The organism is Curtobacterium sp. MCSS17_015 (genome assembly GCF_003234265.2).
Classification (GTDB): domain Bacteria; phylum Actinomycetota; class Actinomycetes; order Actinomycetales; family Microbacteriaceae; genus Curtobacterium.
Genome location: NZ_CP126256.1, coordinates 992365 through 1016173 on the forward strand (window position 1 = coordinate 992365; position 23809 = coordinate 1016173).

Genomic DNA, 23809 nt, shown 5'->3' on the forward strand with positions numbered 1-23809 from the left:
GGTCCCACGGCCGGACCGGTCGTGGGCCCGCGGCGGCACCTCGCCGCCGCGGACACCACTCGAAGAGGAGTGTCATGCAGAAGACCATGAAGATCGGGATCGTGGCGGCGCTCGTCGCCATGGTGGCGGCACCGATGGTGCCCGCCGCCGCGTCGGCAGCACCGGGCGGACCGGCAGCAGCCCAGGGCCACGGTTCGGGGCACGGCAACGGCCACGGCCACGGCCACGGGCGACCGGGGCAGCACGCTCCGACCAAGTCGGGGCCGACGAGCATCGCCTACGTCGAGGTGAACAACGACGAACTCCGGAACGTCGGCCGGTACACGCTCGAGAACGGCGCGAACGCCTTCGACGTGGCGATCATCTTCGCCGCGAACATCAACCGAGACGCGGACGGCGACGCGGTCCTGTACGCCAACGAGAACGTGCAGCGCACCCTCGACCAGGCGGCCACGCAGATCCGTCCGCTGCAGGCCAAGGGCATCAAGGTGACGCTCTCGGTGCTCGGGAACCACCAGGGCACCGGCCTGGCGAACTTCACCTCGAAGGCGGACGCGCGCGACTTCGCGGCGCAGGTGTCGGCGACCGTGGAGAAGTACGGGCTCGACGGCGTCGACCTCGACGACGAGTACTCGGACTACGGCGTGGACGGCACACCGCAGCCGAACGACCAGTCGATCGGCTGGCTCATCTCCGCGCTCCGCGCGGACATGCCCGGCAAGATCATCTCCTTCTACGACATCGGCCCGTCGTCGACGTCACTGCAGCAGGAGAAGCCGTCGATCGGCCACAAGCTCGACTACGCGTGGAACCCGTACTACGGCACCTACACGGCGCCGACCATCCCGGGTCTGCCGAAGTCGAAGCTCTCGGCTGCGGCGGTCGACATCCAGAACACCCCGGTGGACCTCGCGGTCACGCTCGCGGAGCGCACGAAGGCCGACGGGTACGGCGTCTTCATGACGTACAACCTGCCGGACGGTGACGTCAGCCCGTACGTGTCGCAGTTCACGCAGGTGCTCTACGGTCAGTCCGCCGTCTACAAGTAGGGGAACGATCGATCCATGAGTGACGAACGCCGTGGCGGCCCGACCGCTGACAGCCCGACGAACACCGGTCCCGTGACCGCGGTCGCGGCCCGGAACGGGGTCGGGTTCGTCTCCCAGCAGGCGACCCTGGTCGAACAGACCGACCCGAGGGGGACCGTGCAGGTCGTCCCGGGGTTCGCGGGACGCGAGGTCGGCCGCGCCGACGTCCTGACCTGGGTCTGGTTCCCAGAGCGGTCGCTGCCCGAGGGGCAGACCGAACCGGCAGTCCGGGACCTCGACGGGTTCTGGGCCGCCACGGCGTTCGCACTCGACATCGTCTTCACCGACGGCACCCGACTGAGCGAGGGCGGCGCCCGAGACCAGTACGGCGAGCCCGTCACGCCCGAGGCGCAGGACGACGCCCGCAAGCAGTGGGTCGACCAGTGGAACCGGCGGACCGTCGACCTGTCGGCGGTCGCCGGCCGGGTGGTGGACCGCCTGGAGGCTCGGCTCGGGAGGGCAGACCGGCCAGCGACCGTCGACGGGTCAGACAGCGCCGTGCGCGGCTGGCTGGACGACGTCCGCATCGAGCCGGCCGGTCTCAGGACCGGCGCCGTGCCTCCTGGCTGTCGCCCGCTCGACCACGTCCGCACCACCCGAGGGACGCACTCGTCGGGTACGTTCTCGCGCGGGAACAACGCCCCGCTCGTCGGACTCCCGCACGGCGGGGTGTTCGGCCTGCCGATGACGAACGCGTCCGACAACCGGTGGCCGTACGCCTACCAGGAGCACAACCGTCCGAGCGACAACCGGCCCACGATCCAGGCGTTCGCGACGAGCCACCTGCCCTCGCCCTGGATGGCCGACCGCGGGGTGTTCCAGGTCATGCCGTCCCCGCTCGTCTCGCCCGACGTGGACCGGGCCGCCCGCGCGCTCGGGTTCGACCACGTCGACGAACTCGACGGACCGCACCGCTACCGGGTCACCCTCGACGAGGGCGTGGCCGCCGAGATGACCGCGGGGGAGTTCGCCCTGGCGTGGCGGTTCACCGGCATCCGCAGCGTCGTGCTCGACCACCACGGCGTGCTCCGCTCGTGCTCGGTCCGACTCGAGGACGGGACGGCCGTCGTGGATGCCCTGCTCGACGACCGGGCCGAGACCCCGCCGCACCACGTGTACGTGCGGATCGCGCACGCCGTCGCCGACAACACGGCGTTCGTCGACGGCGAGCTCCGGGGGTGGATCGAGGTCGCCGGGGACACCGACGTGCTCCTCGGCATCTCGACCGTCTCCGCCGAGGACGCCGTCGCGAACCTCGCCGCCGCGGGCGACTTCGACACGATGCGCGAGCACGCCGAGGAACGCTGGGTCGCGGAACTCGACGTGCTGCGGGTCGAGGGTGCCACCGAGGACCAGCTCGTCTCGCTGTACTCCGGTTTGTACCGCGCGTTCCTCTACCCGACGCGGGCGGGGGAGACCGCCCTGGACGGGACACCGCGCCACCGTTCCCCCTACGGCGACGTCCTGACCGAGCCGATCCGGGACGAGCCCGGTCCCGAGGTCGTCGACGGACCGCTCACCACGACGAACGGGTTCTGGGACACCTACCGCACGGCCTGGCCGCTGCTCGCGCTCCTCACCCCGGACACGGCGGCCGACCTCGCCGAGGGCGTCGTCGGACACTTCGCCGACGGCGGCTGGACCCCGCGCTGGAGTGCCCCCGGCGCCGAGGACGTCATGACCGGCACCACGAGCGACACGGTCTTCGCCGACCTCGTCGCGAAGGGCGTCGACGGGTTCGACGTCGAGCAGGCCTACCGGTCCGCGGTGCGGAACGCGACCGTCCCGGCACGGGACCGGCGGGTCGGACGGAAGGGGAGCCTCCCGGGCCTGTTCCGCGGGTACGTCGACACGGCGACCGGCGAGGGCATGTCGTGGACCCTCGACGCAGCCATTAACGACTGGGGTGTCGCCGTCCTGGCCCGGGTGATGGCGGAGCGTGCCGCGGCCGCGGGCGACGCGGGCGGCGAAGCGCGCTACCGGGCCGAGCACGAGTGGTTCGCCCGCCGGTCCCTGCAGTACCGGAACGTCTTCGACCGAGAGCGCGGGTTCTTCATCGGCCGGACGCCCGACGGCTGCTGGCGGGACGACTTCGACCCCGACGTGTGGGGGAGCGACTACACCGAGACGAACGCCTGGGGCACGATGTTCACCGCCCCGCACGACGGTGCCGGGGTCGTCGACCTGCACGGCGGCCCCGCGGCGTTCGACGAGGCGTTCGCCCGCTTCTCCGAGCGCCGCGAGACGGGCGGCACCGAGCACTCCGGCTCGTACGGGTTCGCGATCCACGAGATGACCGAGGCCCGCGACATCCGGATGGGCATGCTCGGTCTGTCGAACCAGCCCGCACACCACATCCCGTTCTTCCCGATGTTCACCGGCCGGCACGACGACGCGCACCGCATCGTCCGCGAGTGCCTCGACCGGCTGTTCGTCGGCTCCGACCTCGGCCAGGGGTACCCCGGTGACGAGGACAACGGCGAGATGAGCGCCTGGTACGTCTTCGCGACCATCGGGCTGTACCCGCTGGCGCCGTCGACCGGCACCTACGTGCTCGTGCCGCCGTCGGTCCGGAGGACGGTGCTGCGTCCGCCGGGGAACGGTTCGCCCACCGTCATCGAGACCACCGGCACCGGTCGGTTCATCGCCGCCGTCACGGTCGACGACGAACCGTGGGAGTCGATCAGCATCCCGCACGCGGTCGTGGTCGGGGCGTCGCGGATCGTCGTCGCGCTGTCGGAGACCCCGGTCGGCTGGGCAGCGGACACGCGCCCGACCTCGGCGTCCGAGCATCACGGGTACCGGGACACCCCGGACGACGTCCTGCCCGTGGGAGTGTCGCCGCTGACCGACGACACCGGGCTGACCCGGGTAGCACTCGCCGCGGGGGAGTCCGTCGTGGTGCCGGTCACGGTCGCGGCGGCCTCGCTCGTCACGGTGACGGCGGCCGAGGCCGGACGGTCGTCGTGGCGGATCACCCTGCGGGACGCCGACGATCGCGTGGTCCACCAGTTGGACGCGCAAGACGAGGAGTTCGTGTGGGCCGGCCAGACGCGGGTCTTCCCGTTCGCCGGCGGTGTCAGCGCGGGGACGCTCTCGTTCGAGGCCGTGACGCCCGTCACCCTGACGCAGCTGCAGCTCGTCGCCGCCGACGGGAGTGCGTCCTGACCGGGCGTTGACACCTCTTGGCTAAGGGTGTTAGCTTATGGCTAACACTCGTAGCCGGGAGGCGCTCATGCTTGAACACATCGCACTGGATGGCGGCACCATCGCCGTCGACGTCAGTGGCACCGGTCCGCTCGTCGTCCTCGCCCACGGCATGGGCGACAGCCGACACTCGTACCGGTTCCTCGTCCCGGAGCTCGTTGCTGCCGGCTACCGGGTCGCGAACGTCGACATCCGCGGCTGCGGCGACTCGAGCACCGGCTGGTCCGGCTACGAGCGTGCCGACATCGCCGCCGACCTCGTGGCCGTCGTCCGGCACCTCGGTGGGCCCGCCGTCATCGTCGGGCAGTCGATCAGCGGTGGCGCTGCCACGATCGCCGCCGCGGACGCACCCGACGTCGTCGCCGGCATCGTCGAGCTCGCCCCCTTCACCCGCGCGCAGTCGTTCGACCTCGGTGGGTTCCTCCGCAACCGGAACCAGCACCGCGCCGGGACGTTCCAGCTCCTCAAGGTCATGACGATGGGCCGCCTGCCGGGTTGGCTCGCCTACCTCGACATCGCGGTGCACACCAAGCCCGCGGACTGGACGGAGGAGCGTCGCCGCATCGAGGAGACGCTCCAGCAGCCCGAGCGCATGGCCGTCCTCCACGCCATGACGAAGACCTCCCCGGCCGACGCCGGCGCCCGGCTCGCGGACGTCCGCTGCCCGGTCCTCGTCGTCGAGGGCAGCGCCGACCCGGACTGGGCCGACCCCGCCGCCGAGGGCCGACGGGTCCTCGCCGACCTGCCGTCCGGTCTCGGCGAGCTCGCCGTCATCGACGGTGCCGGGCACTACCCGCACACCGAGACCCCGGCCGAGGTCCTGGCCCTCCTGCTCCCGTTCCTCGGTCGCACGCTCACCGCGATCCCCACCGGCGACGACCGTGCCTAGGGCGGGACTCGACGCGGCGGTCGTCACCGAGGCCGCCGCTGCGCTCGCGGACGAGAACGGTCTCGCGCAGGTGAGCATGAGCACCGTCGCGGAACGGCTCGGCGTCAAGGCGCCGTCGCTCTACAAGCACGTCGGCGGGCTCACCGACCTCACCCGACGGATCGCCGTCCTCGCGGTCGCGGAACTCAGTGAGGCGCTGCGGGACGCGACGCAGGGGCGAGCCGGGAGGGACGCCCTGGCCGCCGCCGCCGGCGCGGTCCGCCGGTACGTGCGCGAGCATCCCGGTCGCTACGCGGCCACGACCGGCGCCCGTCCCGCGGACGCCGACGACCCGCTCACCCTCGCGCTCGACCGGACACTGTCGTCGTTCTCCGCCGTCCTCCGCGACTACGGCCTCGACCCGGCGGACGAGGTCCACGCGCTCCGGATGCTCCGGAGCGTGCTGCACGGCTTCGCGACGCTCGAGGTGTCGGGCGGGTTCCAGATGGGGACCGACGTCGACGAGAGCTTCACGTGGATGATCGACTTCCTCGACCGCGGCCTGCGCGCCGGCCCGACACGATGAGCGTCGGACACGACCCCGTCCGCGGTGGCCTCCGCGCCGGTGCCGAACTCGTCGCCTGGGTCGCCGTGCCGTGGGCACTCTGGCCGCACTCGATCCCGCTCGCGATCGTGGCCGTGCTCCTGCTGCTCGTCCCGCCCGCCGTGTTCTCGACGCCCGGTGACCGGCCGGGAGGCGATGCACCGATCGCGACGCACGGCACCGTCACGATCGTGTCGGTCCTGGCACACCTCGTCGGCGCGACCGTCGCCGCATGGGCGATCTGGCCCTCCTGGCTGGCCGTCGTCGTCACCGCGCTGTGCGGAACCGTCGTGGTCACCGAAGTCCCCCGGTGGCGGTCGCTGCTGGCCTGGCGGCGGACGCCGCAGCCAGCGGTCTCCTGACCCTCGTCCCCGCACCGGCGCTCGGCGGTCGCTGCTCGCCCGACGCCCGGACTCCCGCACCCCCGGTGGCGAGCGGTGGGACGCTGGGTCCGTGATCGACCCGCGCTCGCCCGACTCAGCCGTCTTCGTCGCACCCGACGGGGACGTGTACGTGGACCGCGACGGCCCCGGTGCCGCGACGCTGCGGCGGTGGCGGGACCGGTACGACCCCGTTGCCGTCCGCCGGCGACAGCGACGGACGGTATGGGGTCGGACGCTGCTCGCCCTCGTGACCGTCGCACTGGTGGCGGCAGCGGGCCTCGGGGTCGGCGTCCTGGTGGCGGGCCCGTCCCTGCGCGCGACGACGTTCGGAGCGGGCGGGGCGTTGATCGGGGTCTGGATCTGCATCGGAACCGCGTTCGTGGTCACCTCGGGCGGACCGCGGAGCACCCCCGGGGCGGTCGTGCCCGTCCCGGCCGAGGTGCTGGCCGCAGCGCCGGCGAACGCCAGCCCAGCCGACGTGTGGCGGTGGAGCGTCGCCGTCACGGCCGAGGCCGACCGACGTCGGACGATCGGGTACGAGACGTACGTCGAGCGCCCCTTCATGCAGGAGCAGGCTGATCGGGCACGGGAGCAGTACGCGGCGGTCTACCGGGCGTACGTCGAGACCGCGCGGGAGTTGGGCCTACCGCTCCGCGAGCCGGAGATCCCCCTCGACGTCACCGACTGAAGCGGCGCGCGCAACGAGCGGCTCGTGAGGTGGCGGTGGCACCGGTACCGTCGCTCGCATGGACACCGCGTTCACCATCCGCCGGACCGTCGAGGACGACTGGCCGCTGGTCCGCGAGCTCCGGATCGAGAACGCGACCGACAACCCGATCTCGTACGGGGCGACCCTGGAGACCACCCTCGGCATGACGGAGGACGACTGGCGTCTCCGCGCTCGGCGCGGCCAGGGGAACGACACGACCAGCCTCGCCGCGGTCGACGACCTGTCCGGCCGGTGGATCGGGATGATGAGCGCCCAGATCGGGGACGAGGACGGTCCGGGCCCGGTCCTGACCGGGGTCTTCGTCTCGCCGGCGTTCCGCGGTCGGACGCACGGTGTCGCCGACGCCCTCCTCGCGGGCATCATGGACTGGGCGGGTCGCCGCGCGGACCACCTCAGGTTGTACGTGTACGAGCACGGGACGCCGGCGCGGCGCTTCTACTCCCGTCACGGGTTCGTCGAGACCGGCCGGACCCGACCGGTGGGCTTCACGGACGGGTCGACGCTGGAGATGGTCCGGGCACTCGAGCAGGCCGGTCGGCCGGAAGGCGCTCCCCGGTGAGCCCGATCCGTCTGGTCTCACCGGAGGACAGCACGGCGCTCGCCGACCTGCTCGTCCGCAACCGGGAGTTCCTGGCACCGTGGAGCCCGATCCGGGCCGACGGCCACGAAACCGTCGAGGGCCAGCGCTCGGAGATCGCGCTCGTGCTGGACCGACACCAGCGGGGCGAAGCCGCTCCGTTCGTGATCCTCGACGACGACGGCGCGGTCGCCGGCCGGCTGACGCTGAGCGGCATCGTGCGGGGACCCTTCCGGTCGTGCGCGATGGGGTACTGGCTGTCGGAGGACCGCACCGGACGCGGGCTGGCCACCCGGGCTGTGGCGGCGGCGCTCGGCCACGCGTTCGACGAGCTCGGCCTCCACCGGGTCCAGGCCGAGACACTGGTCCACAACACCGCCTCGCAGCGGGTGCTGGCCCGCAACGGCTTCCTGCAGTACGGCCTGGCGCCGCGGTACCTCGAGATCGCGGGCCGGTGGCAGGATCACCTCATGTTCCAACGCCTCCGCGATGACCCGCCGGTGGCGCTGATCCGTTGACTTTCCGGAAAGGCAAGTGATTGACTTGCCGACATGGAAAACGACGAAGACCTGGATCGAGCACGTGCGGCGCTCGCCGCGGTCGACGCCACCCGCGCCTCCGTCGCCGACCGCCTCGTGACGCCCTGGTGGTACCACCCGACGCTCGGGCTGCTGACCGCCGCCTACCTCGTCGGCTACACGCTCGGCGGCACAGTCGTCCGGATGAGCGTCCTCATCGCCTTCTTCGTCGGACTCGGCGCCCTCGTCTCCGTCTACCGTCGCCGGACCGGTGTCTGGGTCTCCGGACACCGGGCAGGCGCCGCCACGCGATGGGCGGTGGCGATGGGGGTGTCGGGCGTCGTCGTGGTGGTGACCGCCATGGTCGTCCATGCCGCAACGGGGCTCCTCTGGCCGGTGTGGGTGTGCGCCGGGGTCCTGTTCGTCCTGATCGTCGCTCTCGGGCGGCGGTTCGACGCGCGCTTGCGGTCGGAGTTGCGCAGCGGCCACGTGGTCGCGTCCTGATGGCCTCCCCGCTCGACGAGCCGGCGAGCAGCGCGTCTCCGACCTTCGACGAGGTCGTGCATGCCCCGAACCGTCTGCAGATCTGCGCCTTCCTCGACCCGCTCGACGAAGCCGAGTTCTCGGTCGTCCGCGACGCACTCGGTGTGAGTGACTCGGTGACGAGCAAACAGGTGAAGGTGCTGCAGTCGGCCGGCTACCTCACGGTGAGCAAGCCCACCGGCAACGGCCGTGTCAAGACGTGGCTCGCCCTCACCCCGGAGGGTCGGCGCGCGTACCGAGCGCACGTCGCCGCCCTGCGGGCACTGCTGGGCTGAGTCAGCCTGTGACGGAGCGTCAGGCGTGGTCGGCCAGGTGCGCGCCCCACACGGCGTAGGTGTCCCGGTAGCGGTGTTCCTCCGCTTCCGGGCGCCAGACCGACCGTGTCAGTTCCTCGGGGAAGTCCACCACGTCGACCCGTGCGTGGTCCGCTGCCACCGCGCACGACCGGCGGTTGAGCTCCCGCCCGTGCGCTCCTGCGGCGATCCGAGCGGGCCGGGACAGGCTCCCCGCGTTGTCGAGGGGCGGGATCGCTCCGACGAGGACCCGGGCTCCGGGCGGCAGTGCGTCGAGGAGCGCGGTGAGGGTGTCGCTGAGGTGCTGTTCCCAGGTGAGCGGCGACATCACCCGCAGGGCGTCGGTGATGCCGACCATGACGACGACGACCTCGCACGCGCCCAGGTGCTCCCGGTGTCCCTCGACCACGGACGGCAGGTCCCGGACGCTCGACGACGGCGCGCTCGCGATCGACCACGACGTCCCGCGACCCCTTGCTGCACGGTGCCGGGCGAAGAACGCCGGCAGGGACAGCTCGTGGGTGCGCACGCCGAGGGAGAGCTCGCCGCGTTCGCCGAGGAACCAGACTCGTCCGACGTCCGGACCGGGGACCGTCCCCTCCGCGGGGTCGTCCGGGTAGACGTCGAAGGCCGCGTCGGAACGGCGGAACAGGAACTCGCTGAACCGTCCGACGCGGGCGGGGAGCGTGACGGCGGACCGGACGGCCGTGCGGACTCGTGACATGGTTGCGCCGCCGTCGATCCTCACGGCAGCGGAGTGCTCCGCACGGTCGACGTCCTTCCGGCCAGCGCCACGGTAGTCCCCGGGAATGTGGACCATCGGGGTACAGCGTGCTTCTTCGGAGGGGATGACGGGAATCGAACCCGCGTAGCCAGTTTGGAAGACTGGGGCTCTACCATTGAGCTACATCCCCGCAGCCGCGCACGAGTCGCAGCCCCACCACCATACCGGACGATCGACACCGCCATGATCCTGCCGCCGCCCGACGAGTCGTCGCAGCGCACGATCAAGCGCTCCCGGGTGCTGTCCTTCGTGCTCGTCGCCGTCGCGGCGGTGGTGCTGTCCCTGCGACCGGAGCTGTTCGGCGACCCGCGGGCACAGCCGTGGCACGCGCTCCTGCACGTCTGGCGGATCGTCGTCGGTCTGCTGCTCGGGGTCGCGGCGCTGGCGGTGCAGGTCGTCGTCGGGGTGCAGTGGCGTCGGGGCCTGCGGAAGTCCGCGGACGACTGACTTCCCACAACCGAGGGTCCTACCGGGGATCGCGCATCGCGAGCCCGCTAGACTCATCGAGGTCGTGGGGCCGGACTCGTCCTGCCCGCGCGTCAACAGGCGCACACGACGATCCTGGCCCTCGTACCGGGGCGTAGCTCAGCTTGGTAGAGCGCCCGCTTTGGGAGCGGGAGGTCGCAGGTTCAAATCCTGTCGCCCCGACCAGGTCACATCGAACGTCAACCAACAGGAGAACATCCCTTGGCCACCAGCACCGTCGACAAGGTGAGCGACACCCGCGTCAAGCTCACCGTGAACGTGACGCCGGAAGATCTCAAGCCGAGCATCGACCACGCGTACAAGCACATCGCCGAGCAGATCAACATCCCCGGCTTCCGCAAGGGCAAGGTCCCGCCGGCGATCGTCGACCAGCGTGTCGGTCGGGGCGAGGTCCTGAACCACGCCGTCGGCGACGCGATCGACACCTTCTACCGCCAGGCGGTGGACGAGCAGGAGCTGCGCATCCTCGGCCGTGCCGAGGCCGACGTCGCCGAGCTCCCGAACGTCAAGGACTTCTCCGGCGACCTCGTCCTCACCTTCGAGGTCGACGTCCGGCCCGAGTTCGACCTGCCCGACTACGGCTCCATGGAGATCGAGGTCGACGCGGTCGAGGTCTCCGACGAGGAGATCGACGAGGAACTGCAGAACCTCCGCACGCGCTTCGGCACCCTCGTGACCGTCGACCGTCCGGCGAAGACCGGCGACTTCGCGCAGCTCGACCTCACCGCCACCATCGGTGACGACGAGGTCGACTCGGCCACCGGCGTCTCCTACGAGATCGGCTCGGGCGACCTGCTCGAGGGCATCGACGAGGCACTCGAGTCGCTCACCGCCGGCGAGTCCACCACCTTCGAGTCGAAGCTCGTCGGTGGCGACCGCGAGGGCGAGACCGCCCAGATCGCCGTGACCGTCACCGCCGTCAAGGAGCGCGAGCTCCCCGAGGCCGACGACGAGTTCGCCCAGATCGCGAGCCAGTTCGACACGCTCGACGAGCTCAAGGCCGACCTCAAGGAGCAGATCGCCAAGTCGAAGACCTTCGGCCAGGGCGCAGCCGCTCGCGACAAGCTCGTCGAGCAGCTCCTCGAGTCGGTGAACATCCCGATCTCCGAGAAGCTCATCGAGGACGAGGTGCACCGCCACCTCGAGCAGGAGAACCGTCTCGAGGACGACGAGCACCGCAAGGAGGTCGCCGAGTCCAGCGAGACGGCGTTCCGCTCGCAGATCCTGCTCGACTCCATCGCCGAGAAGGAGCAGATCCAGGTCTCGCAGGAGGAGCTCACGCAGTACCTCATCCAGGCCGCTGCGCAGTACGGCATGGAGCCCGCCGAGTTCATCAAGGTCATCGACCAGAACGGCCAGATCCCCGGCATGGTCGGCGAGGTCGCTCGTTCGAAGGCCGTCGCCACGGTCCTGTCGAAGGTCACCGTGAAGGACACCGCCGGCAACCCGGTCGACCTCTCCGCCTTCACCGCGGGTGTCGCCCAGGGTGACGACGTCGACGCCGACGAGACCGACGACGAGTCGGCCGAGGCCGACGCGAAGTAGTCGCGACCATCCTCACGAACGGGAGGCACGGAGCCAGCTGGCACCGTGCCTCCCGTTCGCTTTCCCACACGTTCCGACCGTGTTCCCGGTCTGCCTGACCGCCGACAGCGAACACACGAGACCACGTGCGTTGCAACCGATAAGTTCGACAACAAGCGACAACTGAACGGGAGCTTTTCCATGGCCGAAGCAACACTGAACCCCAGTGTTTTTGACCGCCTTCTGAGAGACCGGATCGTGTGGCTCGGCTCCGAGGTCCGCGACGACAACTCGAACGAGATCGCAGCCAAGCTGCTGCTCCTCGCCGCCGAGGACCCTGAGAAGGACATCTACCTCTACATCAACTCGCCCGGTGGCTCGATCACCGCCGGCATGGCGATCTACGACACGATGAAGTTCGTGCCGAACGACATCGTCACGGTGGGCATCGGCCTCGCCGCCTCGATGGGGCAGTTCCTGCTCTCGTCCGGCACGCCCGGCAAGCGCTACATCACGCCGAACGCGCGCGTGCTCCTGCACCAGCCGTCGGGTGGGTTCGGTGGTACCGCCGCCGACATCCAGACGCAGGCGAAGGTCATCCTCGACATGAAGCAGCGGATGGCCGAGCTCACGGCTGAGCAGACCGGCAAGTCGATCGAGCAGATCCTCAAGGACAACGACCGTGACAACTGGTTCACGGCGCAGGAAGCCCTCGAGTACGGGTTCGTCGACCACCTGCGTGCTTCGTCCGCCGAGGTCATCGGTGGTGGCGGCACGGTCAGCGACGGCGAGACGCCGACCCCGGCCGCCGAGCCCGACGCCCAGTCCTGATCCCCACCGAAGAAAAGGAAACGAGAATGCATCTCCCCATGCTCGGTGGCGCGCAGAACGTCCCGGCCCCCACTGATCGGTACATCCTCCCGAGCTTCGAGGAGCGCACGGCCTACGGCTACAAGCGCCAGGACCCGTACGCGAAGCTCTTCGAGGACCGCATCGTGTTCCTCGGCGTCCAGGTCGACGACGCGTCGGCCGACGACGTCATGGCCCAGCTCCTCGTGCTCGAGTCGATGGACCCCGACCGCGACATCGTGATGTACATCAACTCGCCCGGTGGCTCGTTCACCGCGATGACGGCGATCTACGACACGATGCAGTACATCCGTCCGCAGATCCAGACGGTCTGCCTCGGCCAGGCTGCCTCGGCCGCCTCGGTGCTCCTCGCCGGTGGTACCCCGGGCAAGCGCCTCGCGCTCCCGAACGCCCGTGTGCTCATCCACCAGCCCGCGACCCAGCAGGGTGGCGGTCAGGCGTCCGACATCGAGATCCAGGCGGCGGAGATCCTCCGCATGCGCACCTGGCTCGAGGAGACCCTGTCGAAGCACTCCAACAAGACGCCGGAGGAGATCAACCACGACATCGAGCGCGACAAGATCATGTCCGCGCAGGAAGCCGTGGAGTACGGCCTGATCGACCAGGTCCTCACCAGCCGCAAGAACCTGCCGGCGCTCGTCAAGTAGCGCTCGGACGACGACGGCCCCGCACCTCATCGGTGCGGGGCCGTCGTCGTGTCCACGGCGTGCGGAGCGGCCAGGACAGCAGGCGTCACGCTGCAGCGGAGCCGCGCGGCGTCAGCCCTCGTCGGGGTCGTCGGCGGCCGGCGCCGGGCGACGACGGACGAGCAGCAGGACGGCGACGACCGCGGCGACGACGACGAGCCCGCCGGCGCCGATCCACAGCGCGTCCGAGGTGGTCGACGAGGACTCGCCGGACTCCGACCCCGTCGTGGTCGCGGCAGCGGACGACCCGTCGCCGGCGGTGGCGCAGGCCGGGGGTGTCGCCGAACCCTCGGCGGGGGAGTACCCGGCCGGGGCATCCCAGGTGAAGTCGTACGCGTCCGAGACGGTGTGGCCGTCGGCGGAGATGATCTGCCACTCCACCTGGTACTCGCCCGGGTCACCGAGCGACGCCGCGGTGGACATCGTCGGACCGTCGACGTCGACGCAGCCGTCCTCGAAGTACTTCCCGTCGGGGCCGACGATGCGCATGGCGAACCCGGAGTCGGTGTCGCCGATGTCGAGCAACCGGTCGTTCGTCGTGATCGCGAACGTGTCCGGCAGCTCGGTCAGGGTGCTGTCGGCCGCCGGCGTCGCCGAGACGAGGTAGTTGTGCGCGCTGGCGGGCGCGGCGAGGCCGAGGACCGCACCACCCGCGATCGCGAGGACAGCGGCGGACGCGGCGCCGAGCCTCCCGGCCCGGCGCCGAGGCTGCGCCGGGCGGGAGTGGCTCTTCGTGGTGCCGGACGTCACTTGCTGCTGCCGCGGCGGCGCGAGGCCGCGACGGAGACGACGAGCGCGACGGCACCGAGGAGGAGACCGCCGAGGCCGAGGAAGCGGCCGACCAGGTCCGGGTCGGCGGGCATGGACGAGGACGAACTGGAGGCGGTGGTCGCCGCCGCCTCGTCGGACTCGGTCGACTCCGTGGCCCCGTGCGCGTGCTCGTCGGCCGCGTCCGCTGCGGTCAGCGTGATGATCGGTGCCGGGTGCTCCGGTTCCGCCTCGCCGGCGGTCGTCGCCTGGTCCCACTCGGTGGAGCCCTCTTCGCAGGTCTGGGAGACCGGCATGGCGACGGTGTCGCCGGCCTTGCCGTCGGGCAACGCGAACGACAGTGCGAAGGTGTCGCGCTCGTCGGCGGGGAGCGGGGTCTTCGCGGTGTAGGTGACGCTGGTGACGCGCTCGGCCGCTGCTTCGGACTCGTCCTCGCCCGCTGCGGTGGTGGCGGCGGCGTAGGGCTCGGTGTGCTTCGTGATCGTCCAGTTCGGGTTGACCGTCGGCGTGACCTCGATCACGGACTCGGGCACGTGGAACTGCAGCTTCGTCGTGGGGGATCCGTCGCAGCCGTGCGGGACGGAGAACGTGACCGTGGTGTACGAGTTGGCCGCCGTCGAGGTGGCTTCCGCGCCGACGTGGGCGCTGGCCGATGCCGCGGAGCCGAGGACGATCGCGGCGGCGACACCGAGGGTCGCGACGCCGCCGGTGGCGAGGCGCTTCTGCATGGTTCCTCCAGGAGCCGTTCTCTACAACTTGTAGAGCAACGCGGTCCACGCTACCAGGCCGGCGACGCCGTGGGCGAACGCGGCCGGGGGTCCCGCTCTGTGTCGCCGGATGCGGTTAGGCTCGGTGACACGACGACCTCGTGTACCGCACTGGCGGCGCACGTCGACCAGGGAAGGCCGAGAGCATGGCACGCATCGGAGAGAGCGCCGACCTCCTGAAGTGCTCCTTCTGTGGGAAGAGCCAGAAGCAGGTGCAGCAGCTGATCGCCGGTCCCGGCGTGTACATCTGTGACGAATGCGTCGAGCTCTGCAACGAGATCATCGAAGAGCGCCTCGCCGAAGCGAGCGAGGACACCGGCAGCGGTGAGTTCGACCTCCCGAAGCCGCGCGAGATCTTCGACTTCCTGCAGGAGTACGTCATCGGGCAGGACCCGGCCAAGCGAGCGCTCGCGGTCGCCGTCTACAACCACTACAAGCGCGTCCGGGCGCAGGGGCAGATCACCGCCGCAGAGGACCGCGACGACGTCGAGATCGCGAAGTCGAACATCCTGCTGATCGGGCCGACCGGCTGTGGCAAGACCTACCTGGCACAGACGCTCGCGAAGCGTCTCAACGTGCCGTTCGCCGTCGCCGACGCCACGGCCCTGACCGAGGCCGGCTACGTCGGCGAGGACGTCGAGAACATCCTCCTCAAGCTCATCCAGGCCGCCGACTACGACGTCAAGCGCGCTGAGACCGGCATCATCTACATCGACGAGGTCGACAAGATCGCGCGGAAGGCCGAGAACCCCTCGATCACGCGGGACGTCTCCGGTGAAGGCGTGCAGCAGGCGCTGCTCAAGATCCTCGAGGGCACGGTCGCCTCGGTCCCCCCGCAGGGCGGCCGGAAGCACCCGCACCAGGAGTTCATCCAGATCGACACGACGAACGTGCTGTTCATCGTCGCCGGTGCGTTCGCGGGGCTGGAGGAGATCGTGTCGTCGCGTGTCGGCAAGCACGGCATCGGCTTCGGCGCGCAGCTGCACAGCCCGCTCGACCAGCAGGACCTGTACGCCGACGTCCTGCCGGAGGACCTGCACAAGTTCGGGCTCATCCCGGAGTTCATCGGTCGTCTGCCCGTCGTGACCACGGTGTCGAAGCTCGACCAGGCCGCGCTCATGCAGATCCTGACGGAGCCGAAGAACGCCCTCGTGCGCCAGTACCAGCGGATGTTCCAGATCGACGGCGTCGAGCTGGAGTTCGACCAGGGCGCGCTCGAGGCCATCGCGGACCTCGCCGTCCTGCGCCAGACCGGCGCCCGTGGACTCCGCGCGATCATGGAAGAGGTCCTCGGGCCGATCATGTTCGACATCCCGTCGGATGACGACGTGGCGCGTGTGGTCATCAACCGGGCCACCGTGCTCGAGAACGCCGCACCGACGATCGTGCCGCGCTCCGCACCGAAGCGCGTCGAGAAGTCCGCGTAGCAGCGGTCGGCCGCGCGGGCTACTCGAGCCCGCGACGGCGCAGCAGCGGCCCGACCTCGGCGTCGCGGCCCCGGAACTCGCGGTAGGCCTCGAGCGGGTCCTTCGCCCCACCGACGCCGAGCAGCAGGCGTGCGAAGCGTTCCCCGGCCTCGCGCGACAGCCCGCCGTGCTCGCGGAACCACTCCACGGTGTCCGCGTCGAGCACCTCGCTCCAGATGTACCCGTAGTACCCGGCGTCGTACCCGCCGGAGAACGTGTGTGCGAAGTACGTCGACGAGTAGCGGGGCGGGACGGCCAGAGCGTCGATGCCGGCCGCGGCCAGGGCCTGGCGTTCGAACGCCTCGACGTCGGTGACCGCTGCGGCCTCGGCGGCGGTCAGCCGGTGCCAGGCCTGGTCGAGGAGCGCGGCGGCGAGGTACTCGGTCGTGCCGAACCCCTCGTTGAAGCCCTCGGAGTCGCTCAGCCCGAGGACGAGCTCGGGCGGCATCGGTTCGCCCGTCTCGTGGTGCTTGGCGTAGTTCGCGAGCACAGAGGGCCAGGTGACCCACATCTCGTTCACCTGGGACGGGAACTCCACGAAGTCCCGCTCCACGTTCGTGCCGGAGAAGCGCGGGTAGGTCGTCCGTGCGATGAGCCCGTGCAACGCGTGTCCGAACTCGTGGAACAGCGTCTCCACCTCGTCCTGCGTCAGGAGCGTGGCGGAACCGGGCGCGGGCTTCGGCACGTTGAGGTTGTTCACGACGACGGGGAGCGTGCCGAGCAGGTACGACTGCTCCACCACGGGGTTCATCCACGCCCCGCCGCGCTTGCCGTCCCGCGTGTACAGGTCGAGCAGGTACAGCCCCACGGGCCCGTCCTGCTCGTCGGTGACCTCGAAGACCCGGACGTCGTCGTTGTAGCCGCGCAGGTCGGGACGCTCGGCGAAGCGGAGCCCGTACAGGGCCGACGCCGCGTGGAAGACCCCGTCGGTGAGGACCCGGTCGGCCTCCAGGTAGGGGCGGAGCGCTCCGCCGTCGGCGGCGAACTGCTCCCCGCGCAGGACCTCGGTGGCGTACGCCCAGTCCCACGACTCGACCTCGAAGCCGACGGTGCGGGAGCGGACGGCCCGTTCGTCCCGTGCGTTCGCGGTGGCCGCCGTGACGAGCGACGACAGCAGCCCGGCGACCGCGTCCGGGTCGCCGGCGGTCTCGTCCGCGGTGACGACCGAGGCGTGGTCACGGAATCCGAGCAGCTCGGCTCGTTCGGCACGGAGGCGCACGATCCGCAGCAGGACGGCACGGTTGTCGAACGCGTTGCCCCGACGCCCGCGGGAGAGCGACGCCTCCATGATCCGCTGCCGGATCCCCCGGTCCGTGAGCGAGGCGAGCCACGGGTGGCCGGTGTACAGCGGCAGCGTGACGAGCCAGCCGTCCAGGCCCCGGTCGGCGGCGGCACCGGCAGCGGCGGACTTCGCCCCGTCGTCGAGCCCGGCGAGTCCGGCCTCGTCGGTGACGTGCACGGCGGCGTCGTTCGTGTCCTCGAGCAGGTTCCGTTCGAACGTCGTCGTCAGTGACGACAGCTCCTGGTTGATCGCGGTGAGACGCTCCTTGCCGGCGCCGTCGAGTCCGGCGCCGGCCAGGGTCATCTCGGTGAGGGTGCGGTCGACCAAGCGTCGGTCCTCGTCCGACAGCCCCTCGACGCCGTCGAGGTCGTCGTGCACGGCACGGACCCGGGCGAACAGCCGGGCGTCCAGGACGATCGCGTCCCGGTGGGCGGCGAGGAGCGGGGAGAGTTCGGCCTCGAGGTCACGGAGTTCATCCGTGGAGTCGGCCGAGGTGACGGTGGAGAAGACCATCTCGACGCGCTGGAGCAGCTGCCCCGACCGTTCCAGGGCCACGAGGGTGTTCTCGAACGTCGGCGGGTGCGGGTCGTTGGCGATCGCCTCGACCTCGGCCCGGTGCTCGGCCATGCCGGCGTCGAAGGCCGGCCGGTAGTGCTCGGTCCGGACGCCGTCGAACGGCGGGAGGGCGTAGGGGAGTGTGCTCGGTTCGTCGAACGGAGTGTCCATCGCCCCAACCTAGCGACGCGGGCGACGACCGGGTGGGGCGCGGAGCGGGCCGGCGTCCTCACCGGGCCGCTGCGTCGATGAGCACCGCCGCCGCACGTCGGGCGTGCACGGCTGCCTCGGTCGTCCCCGCGATCGCCGCCGTGGTCTGCGCCCCCTCGGCGAGCAGGGCGAGCTGCGCTGCGAGTTCCTCGGCACGGCCGGTGTCGGCCACGGCCCGTGCGGTGATCCCGGCGACGAAGCGCTGGAAGGAGTCCTTGTGCTCGCGGGCGATCTCGGCGATGGCCGGGGAGGTCGCGCCGAGCTCACCGAATGCGTTGATGAAGCCGCAGCCGCGGAACGTGTCGTCCCCGAACCAGGACTCGAGGAAGTCGTACACGGCGAGCAACTGCGCGCGGGGGCCGTCGGCCGCGTCGACGGCGGCCCGGATGCCGTGCTCCCAGACCGCGTGGCGTCCGGCGAGCACGGCGGCGACGAGCTGCTCCTTGCCGGGGAACGCGGCGTAGAGCTTCTTCAGGGAGACACCGGCGGCCGAACGGATCTCGTCCATGCCGACCGCCTGGATGCCGCGCGCGTAGAACAGGGCGTCGGCGGCGTCGAGGATCCGCGATGCCGTCTCCGACTCGACCGTGGTCGTCGCCATCCGTTTCCCCGTCCGCTCGTCCGTCCGCCGGGCCCCTGGTGGTCCGGGAACGTGCGTTCTCGATCGTACTCGCGCGCCACACCGCCGACCTGCGCCGGACGGCGGACGCGGTCCGGCGCCTACGGACCCTGCCGGACCGTGCAGCATCCGGCAGCTGCGCGCCCACCCGTGGTCCGTGGTCAGTCCTCGGACCCCGCGTCGTTCGGGTCGGTCACCTGCGCGTGCCCGAGCGGGTCGAGGTGGATCGACGTTCCGTCGTCCAGCTCGACCATCGGTTTGCCCTCCAGGAACGTCATCGTCCAGCGCCAGGTCGAGGCGTCGACCGACTCCGCGGCCAACTCGTCCTCGACCCGCCGGACGGCGACGACCATCGTCTCGGGCAGTCGCGCGGGTGGTTCCGCACCGACGTTCCATCTCGTTCCCAGCTGCATCCGTGCCTCCAGTCCGTGCCGGCGGGTTCGTGTCCACGGCGGAGTCCGTCGGGACGACGGACGCCCCGCCCGTGTCTCCACGGTAACGGGGCGTCCGTCGTCGGGTTCAGGCCCGGGCGGTCCGCCTAGGCGGAGGGCTGTTCCGCCAGCTCGATCTCGGTGACGGCGAACTCGTCACCGTCGATGAACGACAGGTCCTGGATCCGGCCCACGGCCGCCAGGTCGACGGCGGCACGCTCGACGAGCTCGCGCACCCCCGCGGGCGCCTGCACGACGGCCCGGGTGACGGGCGTCTTCTGGGACGCCTTCGCCGCGGTCTTCGCGCCACGGATGCCGATGAGTGCCTGTCCGACGGCGGCGAGCAGCCCCGTCTCGGCCTGGTCGACCGGCAGGTCGGCGCGCGTCGGCCAGGAGGCCCGGTGCACGCTGGTCTCGTGGGTCCAGGCCCACACCTCCTCCGTCGCGTACGGGAGGAACGGCGCGAGCAGGCGGAGCAGGACGTCGATCGCGCCGCGGAGCGCGAGGACCGCGCTCGCCTGCGTCTCGTGGCTCGCGTCGAGAGCGGTGCCGTAGGCGCGCTCCTTGACGAGCTCGAGGTAGTCGTCGCAGAAGGTCCAGAAGAACCGCTCGGTGATCTCCAGTGCACGGGCGTGGTCGTAGGCGTCGAACGCGGCCGTGGCCTGGTCGACGACGGTGCCGAGCGCGGCGAGCATGTCGACGTCGAGCGCCTCCGTCACCTGGTGGGCGCCGGTGGGGAGCTCGAAGCCGTAGACGAACTTCGCCGCGTTGAGGACCTTGATCGCCAGACGACGGCCGACCTTGATCTGCTTCGGGTTCTGCGGGTCGAACGCCGCGTCCGTCCCGAGCTTCGACGAGGCCGCCCAGTACCGGACCGCGTCGGCACCGTGCTGCTCGAGGATCGACAGCGGCGTGACGACGTTGCCCTTCGACTTCGACATCTTCTTGCGGTCGGGATCGACGATGAAGCCGGAGATCGAGGCGTTCGTCCACGGCACCACGTCCGCTTCGAGCTGGCTGCGGAGCACGGTCGTGAACAGCCACGTCCGGATGATGTCTTGCGCCTGCGGGCGGACGTCGTACGGGTACACCAGGCCGTAGAGCTCCGGGTCGGTCTCCCACTTGCCGGCGAGCTGCGGGGTGAGGGACGAGGTCGCCCAGGTGTCCATCACGTCGAGTTCGCCCTGGAACCCACCGGCGACGCCGCGCTGCGACTCGTCGTACCCCGGGGCCGGGTCGGACGACGGGTCGACGGGCAGCTGCGCCTCGGTCGGGACGATCGGCTGGTCGAAGACCGGGTTGCCGTCGGCGTCGAGCGGGTACCAGACCGGGATCGGCACGCCGAAGAAGCGCTGGCGGGAGATGAGCCAGTCGCCGGACAGACCGCCGACCCAGTTCTCGTACCGGACCTTCATGAAGTCGGGGTGGAACGCGATCTGGTTCCCTCGCTCGAGCAGGGTCTGCTTGAGCTGCTCGTCGCGGGCGCCGTTGACGATGTACCACTGGCGGGTGGAGACGATCTCGAGCGGCTTGTCGCCCTTCTCGAAGAACTTCACCGGGTGGTTGATGGTCTTCACGTCGCCGACGAGCTCGCCGGACTCGGTGAGGGCGTCCACGACGACCTTCTTGGCGGAGAAGACCGTCTTGCCGGCCATCTCGGCGTAGAGCGCGCGGCCCTCGGCGGACTCGATCCACGCCGGCTCCTCCGAGCGGATGCGGCCGTCGAAGCCGATCACCGAGCGGTTCGGCAGCTGCAGCTCGCGCCACCACACGACGTCGGTGGTGTCACCGAACGTGCAGATCATGGCGATGCCGGCACCCTTGTCCTTCTGCGCGAGGTGGTGCGCGAGCACCGGGACCTCGACGTCGAACAGGGGGGAGCGGACCGTCGTGCCGAACAGGTCCTGGAACCGCTCGTCGTCCGGGTGGGCCACGAGGGCGACACAGGCCGGCAGAAGCTCGGGGCGGGTGGTCTGGATGACGACGTCACCGCTGCCGTCGGACTTGTGGAAGGCGAGGCCGTGGTACGCGCCCGGCATCTCCTTGTCCTCGAGCTCGGCCTGCGCGACCGCGGTGCGGAAGGTCACGTCCCACAGGGTCGGGGCGTCGGCCTGGTACGCCTCGCCGCGCTCGAGGTTGCGGAGGAAGGCGCGCTGGGCACTGGCGCGGGAGGTCGCGTCGATCGTGCGGTACGACTGCGTCCAGTCGACGGAGAGCCCGAGGGTGCGGAAGAGCTCCTCGAACTGCTGCTCGTCCTGGACGGTCAGCTGGTCGCACAGCTCGATGAAGTTGCGACGGGAGATCGGCAGCTGGTCGGCGGCCTTGCTCGACTTGCCGTCGCCGCCCTCGAACGGCGGCGTGAAGTCGGGGTCGTAGGGGAGCGACGGGTCGCAGCGGACGCCGTAGTAGTTCTGCACGCGACGCTCGGTGGGGAGACCGTTGTCGTCCCAGCCCATCGGGTAGAACACGTGCTTGCCGCGCATGCGCTCGTACCGGGCCTTGAGGTCGGTGTGTGTGTACGAGAACACGTGTCCGATGTGCAGCGAGCCGGAGGCGGTCGGCGGCGGGGTGTCGATCGAGAAGACGGCGGAGCGGTCACCCGCGGCGGCGCGGTCGAACCGGTAGGTGCCGTCCTGCTCCCACTGCGGTCCCCAGACCTGCTCGAGTCCGTCCACCGATGGCTTGTCGGGCATGGGCTTGGTCATGGCTGCGCCTTCCGTTCGTATGTGCGGCACCGAGTCCGTGATGAGGTGCCTGAGTGTCCCCGCGCTCGACGGGGTCTGCTCAGCGTAGCGGTCACGCCGCTGCCACGAGCCTGCCGGGCGGCACTGACATGCCACCCGCGACCGCCCGCCTGGTAGGCTTCCGGGGTTTGTCCGGCGAGCGCGGCTCGCAGGTCGCCAGTGTCGCCGTCTTCGTCGGACGCCCGAAGGACGCACAGCACACCGGAGGAACGCTCTTGCCAGCCAACGAGACACCGAAGCAGACGCACGGGGACCGCCCGCTGCGGACGAAGGGCGCCGTCAAGCGCGCACGACGGAAACTCACCGAGGACGACGTCACCGTCGTCGAGGAGTCGCTGCTCAAGCGTGCCGTCGCCGCAGCGGCCCTCGGCAACGCCATGGAGTGGTTCGACTTCGGCATCTTCGCCTACCTGACGGTCACGATCTCGAAGGTGTTCCTGCCGGCGGGCGACCCGACCTCGAACCTGGTCGCCACGTTCGGCTTCTTCGCCGCCGCGTTCATCGTCCGTCCGATCGGCGGCGCGGTGTTCGGCCCGATCGGCGACAGGATCGGCCGGCAGAAGGTCCTCGCGCTGACGATGATCCTGATGGCCGCGGGCACGCTCATGATCGGCCTGATCCCGTCCTACGACACGATCGGCTTCTGGGCCCCGGTGCTGCTGCTCGTCGCCCGCTTCGTGCAGGGGTTCTCGACCGGCGGTGAGTACGGCGGTGCGGCGACCTTCATCGCGGAGTACTCGCCCGACAAGCGCCGCGGCTTCATGGGCTCCTGGCTCGAGTTTGGCACGCTCGCTGGCTACGTGCTCGGCGCGTCGATCGTGACGATCCTGCAGTACACGTTGCCCGAGGACGCCCTGCTCAGCTGGGGCTGGCGCATCCCGTTCATCGTCGCCGGACCGCTCGGCCTCATCGGGCTCTACCTGCGTCTCAAGCTGGAGGAGACCCCGGCGTTCCAGAAGCAGCAGGAGCAGGCGGCCGAGCGCGAGTCGCAGAAGACGCCGTTCCTCAAGCTCTTCGCCGAGAACTGGCGCTCGCTCATCGTCTGCATCGGCCTGGTCCTCGTGTTCAACGTGACCGACTACATGCTGCTGTCGTACATGCCGACCTACCTCGAGACGAACCTCGGGCAGAACGCCACGTTCGGCCTCATCCTCATCGTGATCGTGATGATCCTCATGATGGTCGTCATCACGTTCGGCGGACGGCTGTCGGACCGGTTCGGGCGTCGCCCCGTGCTGGCCGCGGGGTGCATCGGGTTCATCGTGCTGTCCTGGCCGGCACTCGAGCTCGTGCAGACCGGCACCGGCCCCGGGGTCTTCGCCGGCCTGCTCATCCTCGGTCTGGTCCTGGTCACGTTCACCTCGACCATGCCGTCGACCCTGCCGGCGCTCTTCCCGACGATCATCCGCTACGGCGCACTGGCGATCGCCTTCAACGTGTCGGTGTCGCTGTTCGGCGGTACGACACCGCTCGCGACGCAGGCGCTCATCGCGGGCGCGAAGGACGCGGGCTTCGGGTGGGCCGAGGACATCCCCGCCTTCTACCTCATGCTCGCCGCCGTCATCGGGCTGGTCGCGGTGTACTTCACGAAGGAGACCGCGAGCTCACCGCTGATGGGCTCCGGCCCGACGGTCGCGCACGAGGACGAGGTCGCCGACGTCATCGCGGACTACAACGACCCGACGTCGGAGCTCGCGCAGTCCGACTGGGCGAAGGACTTCTCGACGAGCCAGATCCCGATCGTGTCCGCCGACGGTCCGGTGGACACGCAAGACAGGGCACCCGCCGGCTCCTGACCCTTCCCCC

23 protein-coding genes and 2 tRNA genes are annotated in these 23809 nt (G+C 70.6%); 17 read left to right on the forward strand and 8 right to left on the reverse strand.

Features of this window, described 5'->3' with window-relative positions; genetic code table 11:
* Positions 1 to 74: 74 nt before the first annotated feature.
* The 10 genes from DEJ18_RS04680 (at position 75) to DEJ18_RS04725 (ending at position 8793) form a co-directional block, all read left to right on the forward strand.
* Positions 75 to 1049: an endo-beta-N-acetylglucosaminidase H gene (locus DEJ18_RS04680; RefSeq protein ID WP_111211305.1), complete on the forward strand. Its 975-nt coding sequence runs from the start codon at positions 75 to 77 to the stop codon at positions 1047 to 1049.
* 15 nt (positions 1050 to 1064) lie between these two features.
* Positions 1065 to 4256: a GH92 family glycosyl hydrolase gene (locus DEJ18_RS04685; protein WP_111211304.1), complete on the forward strand. Its 3192-nt coding sequence runs from the start codon at positions 1065 to 1067 to the stop codon at positions 4254 to 4256.
* A gap of 67 nt (positions 4257 to 4323) precedes the next feature.
* The gene (locus DEJ18_RS04690) at positions 4324 to 5184 is read left to right on the forward strand and encodes an alpha/beta fold hydrolase (protein ID WP_111211303.1); all 861 of its coding nucleotides are present in this window, start codon (positions 4324 to 4326) and stop codon (positions 5182 to 5184) included.
* Positions 5177 to 5749 carry a TetR/AcrR family transcriptional regulator gene (locus DEJ18_RS04695; RefSeq protein WP_111211302.1) on the forward strand — a complete coding sequence of 191 codons (573 nt, stop codon included), beginning with the start codon at positions 5177 to 5179 and terminating at the stop codon, positions 5747 to 5749. The genes DEJ18_RS04690 and DEJ18_RS04695 overlap by 8 nt, the downstream gene beginning before the upstream one ends.
* A complete protein-coding gene (locus tag DEJ18_RS04700; protein ID WP_111211301.1) occupies positions 5746 to 6129 on the forward strand; it encodes a hypothetical protein in 384 nt (127 codons plus the stop codon). The genes DEJ18_RS04695 and DEJ18_RS04700 overlap by 4 nt, the downstream gene beginning before the upstream one ends.
* Before the next feature lie 91 nt (positions 6130 to 6220).
* On the forward strand, positions 6221 to 6838 hold the full coding sequence (locus tag DEJ18_RS04705) for a hypothetical protein (RefSeq protein WP_111211300.1): 618 nt from the start codon (positions 6221 to 6223) through the stop codon (positions 6836 to 6838).
* Positions 6839 to 6896: 58 nt separating this feature from the next.
* Entirely contained in the window at positions 6897 to 7439 is a 543-nt protein-coding gene (locus DEJ18_RS04710; protein WP_111211299.1) for a GNAT family N-acetyltransferase, read from the forward strand.
* The gene (locus tag DEJ18_RS04715; protein WP_111211298.1) at positions 7436 to 7975 is read left to right on the forward strand and encodes a GNAT family N-acetyltransferase; all 540 of its coding nucleotides are present in this window, start codon (positions 7436 to 7438) and stop codon (positions 7973 to 7975) included. The genes DEJ18_RS04710 and DEJ18_RS04715 overlap by 4 nt, the downstream gene beginning before the upstream one ends.
* A 33-nt stretch (positions 7976 to 8008) precedes the next feature.
* The gene (locus DEJ18_RS04720) at positions 8009 to 8479 is read left to right on the forward strand and encodes a hypothetical protein (RefSeq protein ID WP_111211297.1); all 471 of its coding nucleotides are present in this window, start codon (positions 8009 to 8011) and stop codon (positions 8477 to 8479) included.
* Positions 8479 to 8793 (forward strand): transcriptional regulator, encoded by a 315-nt coding sequence (locus DEJ18_RS04725; RefSeq protein WP_111211296.1) that lies wholly within the window; start codon positions 8479 to 8481, stop codon positions 8791 to 8793. Before DEJ18_RS04720 ends, DEJ18_RS04725 begins: the two co-directional genes overlap by 1 nt.
* Positions 8794 to 8812: 19 nt before the next feature.
* On the opposite strand, the gene DEJ18_RS04730 is transcribed toward DEJ18_RS04725, so the two are convergent.
* Together DEJ18_RS04730 and DEJ18_RS04735 are read right to left on the reverse strand one after the other, a co-directional pair.
* A complete protein-coding gene (locus DEJ18_RS04730) occupies positions 8813 to 9535 on the reverse strand; it encodes a GDSL-type esterase/lipase family protein (protein ID WP_111211341.1) in 723 nt (240 codons plus the stop codon).
* A 119-nt stretch (positions 9536 to 9654) separates the two neighbouring features.
* Positions 9655 to 9725: transfer RNA gene (locus tag DEJ18_RS04735), tRNA-Gly, on the reverse strand.
* A gap of 53 nt (positions 9726 to 9778) precedes the next feature.
* Here DEJ18_RS04735 and DEJ18_RS04740 point away from each other — a divergent pair.
* From DEJ18_RS04740 to DEJ18_RS04760, 5 genes are all read left to right on the forward strand, one after another.
* Entirely contained in the window at positions 9779 to 10042 is a 264-nt protein-coding gene (locus tag DEJ18_RS04740) for a hypothetical protein (protein WP_111211295.1), read from the forward strand.
* A gap of 127 nt (positions 10043 to 10169) precedes the next feature.
* Positions 10170 to 10246, forward strand: a tRNA-Pro gene (locus DEJ18_RS04745).
* Between the two features lie 36 nt (positions 10247 to 10282).
* Positions 10283 to 11626, forward strand: coding sequence for a trigger factor (gene tig, locus DEJ18_RS04750; RefSeq protein WP_111211294.1), 1344 nt, complete (start codon positions 10283 to 10285; stop codon positions 11624 to 11626).
* Positions 11627 to 11806: 180 nt separating this feature from the next.
* Complete coding sequence (locus DEJ18_RS04755) at positions 11807 to 12436, forward strand: ATP-dependent Clp protease proteolytic subunit (protein ID WP_111081241.1); 630 nt, start codon at positions 11807 to 11809, stop codon at positions 12434 to 12436.
* A 26-nt stretch (positions 12437 to 12462) separates the two neighbouring features.
* Positions 12463 to 13122 (forward strand): ATP-dependent Clp protease proteolytic subunit, encoded by a 660-nt coding sequence (locus tag DEJ18_RS04760; RefSeq protein WP_071257265.1) that lies wholly within the window; start codon positions 12463 to 12465, stop codon positions 13120 to 13122.
* Between the two features lie 111 nt (positions 13123 to 13233).
* Here the strand turns inward: DEJ18_RS04760 and DEJ18_RS04765 are convergent, their stop codons facing one another.
* Positions 13234 to 13911 carry a copper resistance CopC family protein gene (locus DEJ18_RS04765; protein ID WP_111211293.1) on the reverse strand — a complete coding sequence of 226 codons (678 nt, stop codon included), beginning with the start codon at positions 13909 to 13911 and terminating at the stop codon, positions 13234 to 13236.
* Positions 13908 to 14657 (reverse strand): YcnI family copper-binding membrane protein, encoded by a 750-nt coding sequence (locus DEJ18_RS04770; RefSeq protein WP_111211292.1) that lies wholly within the window; start codon positions 14655 to 14657, stop codon positions 13908 to 13910. The genes DEJ18_RS04765 and DEJ18_RS04770 overlap by 4 nt, the downstream gene beginning before the upstream one ends.
* 185 nt (positions 14658 to 14842) lie before the next feature.
* Here DEJ18_RS04770 and clpX point away from each other — a divergent pair, with 185 nt between their 5' ends.
* Positions 14843 to 16123 (forward strand): ATP-dependent Clp protease ATP-binding subunit ClpX, encoded by a 1281-nt coding sequence (gene clpX / locus DEJ18_RS04775; protein ID WP_111081236.1) that lies wholly within the window; start codon positions 14843 to 14845, stop codon positions 16121 to 16123.
* A 19-nt stretch (positions 16124 to 16142) separates the two neighbouring features.
* On the opposite strand, the gene DEJ18_RS04780 is transcribed toward clpX, so the two are convergent.
* From DEJ18_RS04780 to valS, 4 genes are all read right to left on the reverse strand, one after another.
* The gene (locus DEJ18_RS04780) at positions 16143 to 18170 is read right to left on the reverse strand and encodes a M3 family metallopeptidase (RefSeq protein WP_111211291.1); all 2028 of its coding nucleotides are present in this window, start codon (positions 18168 to 18170) and stop codon (positions 16143 to 16145) included.
* Positions 18171 to 18228: 58 nt separating this feature from the next.
* Positions 18229 to 18810: a TetR/AcrR family transcriptional regulator gene (locus DEJ18_RS04785; RefSeq protein WP_111211290.1), complete on the reverse strand. Its 582-nt coding sequence runs from the start codon at positions 18808 to 18810 to the stop codon at positions 18229 to 18231.
* Between the two features lie 179 nt (positions 18811 to 18989).
* Positions 18990 to 19241, reverse strand: a complete 252-nt coding sequence (locus tag DEJ18_RS04790) for a hypothetical protein (protein WP_111211289.1) — start codon at positions 19239 to 19241, stop codon at positions 18990 to 18992.
* A gap of 125 nt (positions 19242 to 19366) precedes the next feature.
* Complete coding sequence (valS, locus tag DEJ18_RS04795) at positions 19367 to 21964, reverse strand: valine--tRNA ligase (protein WP_258376995.1); 2598 nt, start codon at positions 21962 to 21964, stop codon at positions 19367 to 19369.
* Between the two features lie 254 nt (positions 21965 to 22218).
* Here valS and proP point away from each other — a divergent pair, with 254 nt between their 5' ends.
* A complete protein-coding gene (proP, locus tag DEJ18_RS04800) occupies positions 22219 to 23799 on the forward strand; it encodes a glycine betaine/L-proline transporter ProP (protein ID WP_258376994.1) in 1581 nt (526 codons plus the stop codon).
* Positions 23800 to 23809 lie beyond the last annotated feature (10 nt).

What these genes read in the sequence shown, in the direction of transcription:
- DEJ18_RS04680 (WP_111211305.1), top strand. Translation starts at nt 75, where the DNA reads ATGCAGAAGACCATGAAGATCGGGATCGTGGCGGCGCTCGTCGCCATG.
- DEJ18_RS04685 (WP_111211304.1), top strand. Translation starts at nt 1,065, where the DNA reads ATGAGTGACGAACGCCGTGGCGGCCCGACCGCTGACAGCCCGACGAAC.
- DEJ18_RS04690 (WP_111211303.1), top strand. Translation starts at nt 4,324, where the DNA reads ATGCTTGAACACATCGCACTGGATGGCGGCACCATCGCCGTCGACGTC.
- DEJ18_RS04700 (WP_111211301.1), top strand. Translation starts at nt 5,746, where the DNA reads ATGAGCGTCGGACACGACCCCGTCCGCGGTGGCCTCCGCGCCGGTGCC.
- DEJ18_RS04710 (WP_111211299.1), top strand. Translation starts at nt 6,897, where the DNA reads ATGGACACCGCGTTCACCATCCGCCGGACCGTCGAGGACGACTGGCCG.
- DEJ18_RS04720 (WP_111211297.1), top strand. Translation starts at nt 8,009, where the DNA reads ATGGAAAACGACGAAGACCTGGATCGAGCACGTGCGGCGCTCGCCGCG.
- DEJ18_RS04725 (WP_111211296.1), top strand. Translation starts at nt 8,479, where the DNA reads ATGGCCTCCCCGCTCGACGAGCCGGCGAGCAGCGCGTCTCCGACCTTC.
- DEJ18_RS04730 (WP_111211341.1), bottom strand. Translation starts at nt 9,535, where the DNA reads ATGTCACGAGTCCGCACGGCCGTCCGGTCCGCCGTCACGCTCCCCGCC.
- DEJ18_RS04740 (WP_111211295.1), top strand. Translation starts at nt 9,779, where the DNA reads ATGATCCTGCCGCCGCCCGACGAGTCGTCGCAGCGCACGATCAAGCGC.
- DEJ18_RS04755 (WP_111081241.1), top strand. Translation starts at nt 11,807, where the DNA reads ATGGCCGAAGCAACACTGAACCCCAGTGTTTTTGACCGCCTTCTGAGA.
- DEJ18_RS04760 (WP_071257265.1), top strand. Translation starts at nt 12,463, where the DNA reads ATGCATCTCCCCATGCTCGGTGGCGCGCAGAACGTCCCGGCCCCCACT.
- DEJ18_RS04770 (WP_111211292.1), bottom strand. Translation starts at nt 14,657, where the DNA reads ATGCAGAAGCGCCTCGCCACCGGCGGCGTCGCGACCCTCGGTGTCGCC.
- clpX (WP_111081236.1), top strand. Translation starts at nt 14,843, where the DNA reads ATGGCACGCATCGGAGAGAGCGCCGACCTCCTGAAGTGCTCCTTCTGT.
- DEJ18_RS04780 (WP_111211291.1), bottom strand. Translation starts at nt 18,170, where the DNA reads ATGGACACTCCGTTCGACGAACCGAGCACACTCCCCTACGCCCTCCCG.
- DEJ18_RS04785 (WP_111211290.1), bottom strand. Translation starts at nt 18,810, where the DNA reads ATGGCGACGACCACGGTCGAGTCGGAGACGGCATCGCGGATCCTCGAC.
- DEJ18_RS04790 (WP_111211289.1), bottom strand. Translation starts at nt 19,241, where the DNA reads ATGCAGCTGGGAACGAGATGGAACGTCGGTGCGGAACCACCCGCGCGA.
- valS (WP_258376995.1), bottom strand. Translation starts at nt 21,964, where the DNA reads ATGACCAAGCCCATGCCCGACAAGCCATCGGTGGACGGACTCGAGCAG.